General features: G+C 71.6%; 10 protein-coding genes and 1 pseudogene. 3 read left to right on the top strand and 8 right to left on the bottom strand.

Annotated elements, in window-relative coordinates; all coding sequences use genetic code 11:
- Positions 1-161 (top strand): annotated as a pseudogene (locus tag EHS43_RS28730) (IclR family transcriptional regulator); the annotation flags it as partial.
- Between the two features lie 222 nt (positions 162-383).
- A complete protein-coding gene (locus EHS43_RS28725; RefSeq protein ID WP_125193640.1) occupies positions 384-1175 on the top strand; it encodes a S16 family serine protease in 792 nt (263 codons plus the stop codon).
- Between the two features lie 22 nt (positions 1176-1197).
- Here EHS43_RS28725 and EHS43_RS28720 read toward each other — a convergent pair whose 3' ends face one another.
- The 7 genes from EHS43_RS28720 to EHS43_RS28690 all read right to left on the bottom strand — a co-directional run bounded on the left by EHS43_RS28720 (position 1198) and on the right by EHS43_RS28690 (position 6487).
- Positions 1198-1380, bottom strand: a complete 183-nt coding sequence (locus tag EHS43_RS28720) for a hypothetical protein (protein ID WP_125193639.1) — start codon at positions 1378-1380, stop codon at positions 1198-1200.
- A gap of 24 nt (positions 1381-1404) precedes the next feature.
- Positions 1405-1980, bottom strand: coding sequence for a transcriptional regulator (locus EHS43_RS28715; RefSeq protein ID WP_125193638.1), 576 nt, complete (start codon positions 1978-1980; stop codon positions 1405-1407).
- A 72-nt stretch (positions 1981-2052) separates the two neighbouring features.
- Entirely contained in the window at positions 2053-3012 is a 960-nt protein-coding gene (locus tag EHS43_RS28710) for a glycine betaine ABC transporter substrate-binding protein (RefSeq protein WP_125193637.1), read from the bottom strand.
- A 274-nt stretch (positions 3013-3286) separates the two neighbouring features.
- Entirely contained in the window at positions 3287-4081 is a 795-nt protein-coding gene (locus EHS43_RS28705; RefSeq protein ID WP_260470752.1) for an ABC transporter permease, read from the bottom strand.
- 17 nt (positions 4082-4098) lie between these two features.
- Positions 4099-5340: an ABC transporter ATP-binding protein gene (locus EHS43_RS28700; protein ID WP_125193635.1), complete on the bottom strand. Its 1242-nt coding sequence runs from the start codon at positions 5338-5340 to the stop codon at positions 4099-4101.
- Positions 5333-5980 (bottom strand): ABC transporter permease, encoded by a 648-nt coding sequence (locus EHS43_RS28695; RefSeq protein WP_125193634.1) that lies wholly within the window; start codon positions 5978-5980, stop codon positions 5333-5335. Before EHS43_RS28695 ends, EHS43_RS28700 begins: the two co-directional genes overlap by 8 nt.
- A 24-nt stretch (positions 5981-6004) precedes the next feature.
- Positions 6005-6487: an Lrp/AsnC family transcriptional regulator gene (locus EHS43_RS28690; protein ID WP_053848827.1), complete on the bottom strand. Its 483-nt coding sequence runs from the start codon at positions 6485-6487 to the stop codon at positions 6005-6007.
- Between the two features lie 126 nt (positions 6488-6613).
- Between EHS43_RS28690 and hppD the strand changes: the two genes are divergently transcribed.
- A complete protein-coding gene (gene hppD / locus EHS43_RS28685; protein WP_125193633.1) occupies positions 6614-7759 on the top strand; it encodes a 4-hydroxyphenylpyruvate dioxygenase in 1146 nt (381 codons plus the stop codon).
- Between the two features lie 32 nt (positions 7760-7791).
- On the opposite strand, the gene EHS43_RS28680 is transcribed toward hppD, so the two are convergent.
- On the bottom strand, positions 7792-8991 hold a 1200-nt coding region (locus EHS43_RS28680), incomplete at its 5' end, for a tetratricopeptide repeat protein (protein WP_125193632.1).

Here is an 8991-nt window from a genome sequence, read left to right as displayed (position 1 = left end):
GCGAACTGGAGGCCGGGGCGAGCGGGGCGGCCGCTCCGCTGCTCGGGGTCACCGGGGTCGAGGGCAGCGTCGGGGTCGTGATGCTGGCGGACGCGGTGCCGGAGCGGGTGGGGCCGCGGGTCGTGGACGCGGCGCGGGAGGTCGCGGAGGCGCTGCGCTGAGCGGTGCGGTGAGGTGAGGGGCGGTCCGGTTTCGTCGTCGGCTGCGGGTCCGGTGGGGGCTGGTCGCGCAGGTCCCCGCGCCCCTGGGTGGGTGCGGTCGCCGCCGGCCGGCATGTGCGCGCGCTGAACCCGTTGTCGCCGTAGGTGGACCGCCCGCGACGAGGTCCGTACCCGTGCTGACCGGCGCGTGGCCGGAATCGACCGTCGCGTTAGATTGATCCCGTGCTCTCACGCCTCACGCGCCCCCAGGCCGTCGCCGTCTGCGCCCTGCCCGTCGTGGCACTGGTCGCCACGGCCCTCTTCGCGCCGCTGCCGTTCTCCCTGGCGCAGCCCGGGCTCACGGCGAACGTCCTCGGCGCCAACGAGGGCGCGGCGGTGATCACGGTGTCCGGGGCCCCGACCCGTACGACGAGCGGGCAGTTGCGGATGACGACCATCGAGGCGACCGGGCCCGACGCGCAGGTCACCCTCGGCGACGTCGTCGACAACTGGTTCCGCACCGACCGGGCGGTGATGCCCCGCGACGCGGTCTACCCGAGCGGGGAGAGCGTCAAGGAGATCGAGAAGCACAACACGGCGCAGATGAAGCAGTCCCAGGACGCGGCGACCGAGGCGGCCCTCGGCTACCTCAAGCTCAGCGACGACAAGGTCAAGGTCACACTGAAGCTCGCGGACGTCGGGGGGCCGAGCGCGGGACTGCTGTTCGCGCTGGGGATCGTCGACAAGCTCGACGGCAACGGTGCCGGGGGCGACCTCACGGGCGGCCGCACCATCGCCGGGACGGGCACGATCGACGCGGACGGGACGGTGGGCGCGGTGGGCGGCGTCGCCCTGAAGACCCAGGCCGCGAAGCGGGACGGGGCGACGGTGTTCCTGGTCCCGAAGGACGAGTGCTCCGACGCGAAGTCGGAACTGCCGAAGGGGCTGCGGCTGATCCCGGTGACGTCCCTGAAGGGGGCGGTGGGGGCGCTGAACGCTCTCGAGAGCGGGAAGGGGTCCGTCCCCGCCTGCTAGTGCCGGGGTCGGCGCCAGAGGGCTAGTGGGCGAGGACCGGCTTCGCGGCGGCGAGCCGGAGGCCGACCTCCACGAGGGTCCAGCCGAGGCGGGTCCGGAGGGCGTACGGCTGCCTGGCCTCGGTGGCGAGGCGGTGCGCGTCGGCCTCGGCACGGAGGTCGGCGGCACGGAGCTGGTGCTGGGCGAGGTGGGTCTCGGCGTGCATGGCGGGGCCTCTCAGTCCGTCTTGTCAGTTCGTCTCGATCGGGAACAGGTGCGTGTGGACGCGTACTTGCTCCGTGCCGGGGGCCTCGTCGGTGACGCGGCCGCGGTAGTCGTTGATCAGGGCGTGCATCTTGTCGACGAGCTCGGTGGCCAGGTCGGGGGTGAGCTGGAGCGTCATGTCGCTCATGTCGGAGCTGCTGGACCACTCGGTGGACCAGTGGTCCCGGGTGCTGAGCCAGCCGGACAGCTCGCGGGCGTGCGTGGCGGCGACCTCGTGCAGGTAGATCTCGGCCATCCCGCGCACTTCCGGCCCTGCGCCCTCGAACTCGGCGGTGTCGAACGTCAGCCCTTGGTCCACGGCCTTCCACCACCGCTCGCGCCCCTTGCCGTGCTCCGGGGCGTCGGCGATGAAGCCGTGTTCGGCGAGCTGGCGCAGGTGGTAGCTGGTGGCGCCGCTGGACTCGCCGAGGCGTTCGGCGAGCATCGACGCGGTGGCGGGGCCCCGGCGGCGCAGGGCGTTGAGCAGTTCCATCCGCAGGGGATGGGCGAGCCCGCGCAGGGAGCGGGCGTCGAGTTTCCGTGTGGTGGGCTCTTCCGGCATGCGTACAAAGATATCTATGCAAAGGCTTCTTTGCAACAGATTCTTTGTAACTCCGTGCGGCGGAGCCTGGCGCTACCTCACGAACCCCTGCGCCTTCATCCAGTCCAGCGCCACGTCGTGCGGATCCTCGCCGGCCACGTCCACCTTGGCGTTGAGCTCCTGCGCCACGGTGTTGTCCAGCCGCTCGGTGATCGGGTTCAGGACCTCGGCGATGGCCGGCCACTTCCTCAGGGACCTGGAGTTGATCTCGGGCGCCGCGTTGTAGTTGGGGAAGAACGTGCGGTCGTCCCGCATCACCGCGAGGTTCATGGACCTGATGCGGCCGTCGGTGGTGAAGACCTCCCCGTACCGGCAACTGCCCTTCGCCACCTGGGTGTAGATGATCCCGGTGTCCATCTGGGTGATGTTGCCCGCCGGGACGCTCATCCCGTACGCCTTCTCCATGCCCGGCAGTCCGTCGGCGCGGTTGGCGAACTCGCTCTCCACGCACAGGGTCACCGCGCCGGGGTCCTTCTTCGCCAGCGCGGCCACGTCGGACAGCGTCCTCGTGCCGTACCTGCGCAGGCCGGACCGGTTCATGGCGAGGGCGTAGGTGTTGTTCAGGGGGGCCTTCGGCAGCCAGGTCAGCCCGTTGCCCAGGTCGGCCCTGCGCACCGCGGCCCACTGCTCCTGCGGGTCGGCGATGGGCTCACTGTTGCCCTGGTAGGTGATCCACGCCGTGCCCGTGTACTCGTACATCCCGTCCGCGTCACCGGACTTGACCGCCTCCCGGGCCCCGATGGATCCCTGGATGCCCGTGCGGTCGAGGACGTGCGCTCCGGCCGCCTCGAAGGCGATGCCCATGATCGCGCCGAGGATCAGCTGCTCGGTGAACTCCTTCGACGTGACCGTCAGATCCGCCCCATTGAGCGGCAGCCCCCGGCCGACCGACCCCGGCTTCACGTCGTCGACCATCGGGGAGCCGCTGGTCAGCCCGCAGCCGGCGGCCAGCACGACCAGACAACCGCCCAGCACCGGGAAGGTCCGCCTCACCCCGCCACCTCCGGCCGTCGCGACAGCCGGGCACCGGCCGGCCGTGGGCCCGCGTCAGGTGGACGCGTGGCGGGGCTGGTGCCGGGCACCCCTGCCTCATGCCGCCGGCTCCGGGCCCTCGGCCGTGCGGCCCGGTGGTCGGCAGGAGGGGGTGCGGGGTGGTTTCCGTTCATGGCGTCGCGTCCAGCGGGCTCGCCGGCCTCATGTCGTCGGTGCCGGGTTCCCGGGCGTGTGGCCCGGTGGTCGGCAGGAGGGGGTGTCGGGTGGTTTCCGTTCATGGACCCGCCTCCAACCCTCGTGGCCGGAGCAGCAGTTCGGCCAGGGACGCCAGCCAGTCGACCAGCAGGGCGAGGGCCACCGTGAGGACCGAGCCCAGCACCAGGACCGGCATCCGCTGGTTGGTGATGCCGGTCGTGATCAGGACGCCGAGGCCACCGCCTCCGCCGAAGGTCGCGAGGGTGGCCGTGCCGACGTTGAGGACCAGGGCCGTGCGGACGCCCGCGAGGATCAGGGGGACGGCCAGCGGGAGTTCGACGCGGGTCAGCACCCCCGTGGCGGACATGCCGATGCCGCGTGCCGCCTCCAGCAGGGTCGGGTCGTTCGCCTTCAGGCCCGCGATCGTGTTCGCCAGGACCGGCAGGACGGCGTAGGCGATGATCCCGATCAGGGCCGCCTCGGTGCCCGTGCCCAGCAGGATCACCAGCAGGGCCAGCAGACCGATCGCGGGGGTCGCCTGGCCCATGTTGGCGATCGTCATCACCACCGGGCTCGCCCTGCGGAAGGCGTCGCGGGTCAGCGCGATCCCCAGCGGAATCGCGATGATCAGCACGAAGAACGTCGAGATCACGGTCAGCTGCACGTGCTGCCACAGCGCCTTGGACACCTGCCCGTTCGACAGCGCGTTCTCGGTGAGCGGGTCCAGGTCGGCCTGCTCGAACCACAGCCAGGTCGCGAGCAGCAGGGCGAGCAGGAACGCGGGCAGGAAGGTCAGCCTCTGCCAGGTGATCCGCCGCCCGGGCCGGTCCGCCGGGGGAGGGGGCGCGCTCTCCTCCCGTTCGTCCTCCGCCACGGGGGGCCCGTACGTCGTCACGCCGTCCGGTCCTCTCCGTCGCCCTCCTGCTCGGCATGCGTCCGGTCGGCCCGGACCGCCTCCAGTTCGTGCTGGTGCTCCATGGCCTCCAGCCGGTCCGCCTCCAGGAGGTCGTGCACGGAGTTCATGAGCGTCTTCATGTCGACGACACCCGTGTACTCGCCGTGCCGCCCGGTCACCGCGACCCGCCCCGCGTTGTCGGTCAGCACGGCCTCCAGCGCGTCCCGCAGGGTCGCGTCCCGGGTCACCGTGTCGCTCACCAGCGTCCCGGCCCTGGCCAGCGCCCCCTTGGCGCGCATCATGTCGCCGCGCCGGAGCCACTTGTACGGCCGTCCGCGCCGGTCGAGCAGCAGGATCTCGTTCGTCCCGCTGCCCCGGAGCTTGTTGAAGATCTCCTGGAGCGGGTCGTCGACGGCCGCCGTCGGACAGCCGGTGATCTCCACGTCCCGCACCCGGGTGAGGTTCAGCCGCTTCAGCGCCGCCCCGGCGCCGACGAACCCGGACACGAAGTCGTCGGCCGGGTTGGTCAGGATCGCCTCGGGGGTGTCGAACTGGGCGATGTGGGAGCGCTCGCGCAGCACCGCGATCCGGTCGCCCAGCTTGATCGCCTCGTCGAAGTCATGGGTGACGAAGACGATGGTCTTGTGCAGCTCGCGCTGGAGCCGGATCAGCTCGTCCTGGAGGTGGTCACGGGTGATCGGGTCGACCGCGCCGAACGGCTCGTCCATCAGGAGCACGGGCGGATCCGCCGCGAGCGCCCGCGCCACCCCCACCCGCTGCTGCTGGCCGCCGGAGAGCCGGCGCGGATAGCGGTCGCGGAACTCGCCCGGGTCGAGCCCGACGAGGTCGAGCAGTTCCTCCACCCGGTCCGCGATCCGGCGCCTGTCCCAGCCGGTCATCCTCGGCACGAGCGCGATGTTCTGCGCGACCGTCATGTGCGGGAAGAGCCCGGCCGACTGGATGGCGTAGCCCACCTTGCGGCGCAGCTTGACCGGATCGATGTCGGTCACGTCCTCGCCGTTGATCCGGATGCGTCCGCCGGTCGGCTCGATCAACCGGTTGATCATCTTGAGCGTGGTCGACTTGCCGCACCCGGACGGACCCACGAAGACGACGGTCTCGCCCGCCCTGATCTCCATGCTGACGCTGTCGACGGCGGGCTGCGGACTGCCGGGGTACCGCTTGGTCAGGTGCTCCAGCTCGATGGACGCGCCCGAGGTGCCGGACGTCTCAGGCACGGATCCCCCTCGGAATGGTCAGCCGTCCGAGCAGGACGTACGCGGCGTCGAACAGCAGGGCGAGGACGACGATCCCGAGCGTGCCCGCAAGCACCTGGTTGAGCGCGTTCCTGCTGCCCAGGGAGGCGATGCCGCGGAAGATCTCGTTGCCGAGGCCGGGCCCGGAGGCGTAGGCGGCGATCGCGGCGATGCCCATCAGCATCTGTGTCGCGATCCGGATCCCGGTCAGGATCGGCGGCCAGGCGAGCGGCAGCTCGACCCGCAGCAGGCGCGTCGTCCGGGACATCCCGATGCCCGTGGCCGCGTCCACCAGCGCGGGGTCGACCCCGCGCAGCCCGACGATCGCGTTGCGCACGATCGGCAGCAGCCCGTACAGCGTCAGGGCGACCACCGTGGGCGGCACGCCGAGTCCCACGACCGGGATGAGCAGACCGATCATGGCGAGCGACGGGACGGTCAGGATCGTCGAGGTGGTCGTGGTGGCGAGGTTGCCCGCCCACTCGCTGCGATAGGTGGCGATCCCGATGAGGACCCCGGTCACCGTCGCCACGAGCGTGCACTGGAAGACGGCGCTCGCGTGCTGCCAGGCGTCCGCGAACAGCTGCTGGTGGCGGCCCACGAGGTAGTCCCAGAAGTTCACACCCGCTCACCCCCAGTGGCTCGGTCACTCCCGGAGCGCCGGATCCCCCGCCGCCTGCTCCACCAGCGGGATGATCCGCAGCGGAACGGGGTTCTCCATGACGATCGCGGTGGCGGCCCGGACGATCCCATCGAAACCGACAACCCGGTCGATCACACGTTGGAGATCGGCGTTGGAGCGGGCCACCAGCCGGCACAGCATGTCCCCGCTGCCGGTGGTGGTGTGCAGCTCCAGCACCTCCGGCACGGTGGCCAAGTGCGCCCGCACGTCGGCCCCTTGACCCTGCCGGATCTGGAGCGTGGCGAACGCGGTCACCGGGTAGCCGAGCGCCGCCGGATCGACCTGCGGACCGAATCCCCTGATGACTCCGTTCGACTGAAGCCGGTCCAGCCGCGCCTGCGCGGTCCCGCGGGCCACCCCCAGCCGGCGGGACATCTCCAGCACCCCGATCCGCGGCTCGCGCGCGAGGAGCACGATGATCCGCCCGTCCAGTTCGTCGATCCCCACCACGGCCTCCCCGGGAGATGGTCATCCTGTACAGAAGGGCCGACGGTACGGCCGTATCGCTGAACATGTTGTCCAGTGGATACGCGAACTATTGCGCACCTTGCAGAGCGGAGCCAGGCTTCGCACATGACGCAGACCACACACCACACTCCCGACACCGCCCGGCAGGCCGATCCCTTCCCGGTCAAGGGAATGGACGCGGTCGTCTTCGCCGTCGGCAACGCCAAGCAGGCCGCGCACTACTACTCGACGGCCTTCGGCATGCGGCTGGTGGCCTACTCCGGACCGGAGAACGGCAGCCGCGAGACCGCGAGCTACGTGCTGGAGAACGGCTCCGCCCGGTTCGTGTTCACCTCGGTCATCAAGCCCGCCACCCCCTGGGGCCACTTCCTGGCCCAGCACGTGGCCGAGCACGGCGACGGCGTGATCGACCTCGCCATCGAGGTCCCGGACGCCCGCCGCGCCTACGACTACGCCCTCGAACACGGTGCCCGCTCGGTGACCGAGCCGTACGAGCTGAAGGACGAGCACGGCACGGTCGTCCTCGCCGCGATCGCCACCTACGGCGAGACCCGCCACACCCTGGTCGAGCGCTCCGGCTACGACGGCCCGTACCTGCCCGGCTTCGCAGCGGCCGCCCCGATCGTCGAGCCGCCCGCCCACCGCACCTTCCAGGCGATCGACCACTGCGTCGGCAACGTCGAGCTCGGCCGGATGAACGAGTGGGTCGGCTTCTACAACAAGGTCATGGGCTTCACGAACATGAAGGAGTTCGTGGGCGACGACATCGCCACCGAGTACAGCGCGCTGATGTCGAAGGTCGTGGCCGACGGCACCCTCAAGGTGAAGTTCCCGATCAACGAGCCCGCGATCGCCAAGAAGAAGTCCCAGATCGACGAGTACCTGGAGTTCTACGGCGGCGCCGGCGTCCAGCACATCGCGCTGAACACCAACGACATCGTGCAGACCGTACGCACCATGCGCGCGGCCGGAGTCCAGTTCCTCGACACCCCCGACTCCTACTACGACACCCTCGGCGAGTGGGTCGGCGACACCCGCGTCCCCGTCGACACGCTTCGCGAGCTGAAGATCCTCGCCGACCGCGACGAGGACGGCTACCTGCTGCAGATCTTCACCAAGCCGGTCCAGGACAAGCCGACCGTGTTCTTCGAACTCATCGAGCGGCACGGCTCCATGGGCTTCGGCAAGGGCAACTTCAAGGCCCTGTTCGAGGCCATCGAGCGGGAGCAGGAGAAGCGGGGCAACCTCTGAGGAGCGGGCGGCGCTCGTGACGGGGAACCCCCTCACCGGTACGGCCGCGCGGTGACCCCCTTCGCGTCCGTCACCGGTACGCCCTCGTCCGGCACCTCGCCGAGCGCCGCCAACGCCTGACGCGCCTCCCGCACCCGCGAGGGCGAGAACCAGGGGTTGATCCGCAGCGCCTCCTGGAGATGGCGGCGCGCGGGGGCGTACTGCTCCGACTCCCGCTCGATCATGCCCAGGTGGAAGGCGTACAGCGCGCTGCGCACCCCGCCGCCGTGCACCTGGTCCGTGGCGATCCGGGCGTACCGCAGGGCCTCGTCGCCCCGGCCCGACCGGTGCAGCGCCCACCCGAGCGCGTCGGCCACCGCGATCCCCGGCTGCCGCTGCCACTCGGCCCGCAACCGCCGTACCGCGGACGCCGGGTCGCCGTGGTCCGCCTCGAACTGCCCGAGCACCAGCTCCATGTCCACCCCGCCCGCCGCGGCGCGCTCCGCCGTCGTCCGCAGCAGGTCGTACTGCACCTGGGCCGCCTGCCCCAGGCCCAGCGACTCGTACAACTCGCCCAGCTCCAGGGCGTACTGGGGCAGCGGCTGCTTGGCGAGGGCCGCCCGGTAGGCGTTCAGGGCCTCGGTCGTGCGGCCCAGCGCCGCCAGGGCCCGCCCCTGGCCGGCCTGCGCGGCCCGCTGGTCGGGGTCGATCCGGACCGCCGCCTGGAAGTGCCGCAGCGCGTCCTCGCGGTCCCCGCGCTCCCAGGCGAGCTCCCCGGCCCGCTCCAGGTACGCGGCCCGCTCGGCCGGCGCCCGCGCCCCGGCCGCCGCGTCGGAGAGCTGGGCCGCCGCGTCCTCGCGCCAGCCCCGGTCCCGGTACACGGCCGCCGCCCGGGCCATCACCGCCGGCCCCGACCGCAGCTCCGTCAGCCGGTCCAGCGCCGCCCGGGCCGCCTTGTAGTCGCCCAGACCCGTGTACGCGTCGATCAGCGCCGGATACGTCGTCCACCGCCCCGGCTCCCGCTTGCGCGCGGCCTCACCCCAGGTCCGTGCGGCCCGGAAGTCCCGGCGCGCGTTCGCGAGGGCCGCGAGGCCACCGAGGGCCTGGGCGTCGCCGCGCACCTTCAGGGAGGTCCGCAGGCTGTTCTCGGCCTTCGCGTAGAAGGTCGTGTCGGCCGTCCGCCGTCCCTGTTCGACGTACGCCGTCCCGAGCACCGCCCACGACTCGGCGTCCCCGGGATGCCGGCGCTGATC

The organism is Streptomyces sp. RP5T, assembly GCF_003933965.1.
In the GTDB taxonomy this organism is placed as follows: Bacteria; Actinomycetota; Actinomycetes; order Streptomycetales; family Streptomycetaceae; genus Streptomyces.
This window is presented reverse-complemented; position numbering and strand designations above follow the sequence as displayed.

Bases quoted from the DNA above. Each gene is read 5' to 3' on its own strand.
- EHS43_RS28715 (WP_125193638.1), bottom strand. From the start codon at position 1,980: ATGCCGGAAGAGCCCACCACACGGAAACTCGACGCCCGCTCCCTGCGC.
- EHS43_RS28720 (WP_125193639.1), bottom strand. From the start codon at position 1,380: ATGCACGCCGAGACCCACCTCGCCCAGCACCAGCTCCGTGCCGCCGAC.
- hppD (WP_125193633.1), top strand. From the start codon at position 6,614: ATGACGCAGACCACACACCACACTCCCGACACCGCCCGGCAGGCCGAT.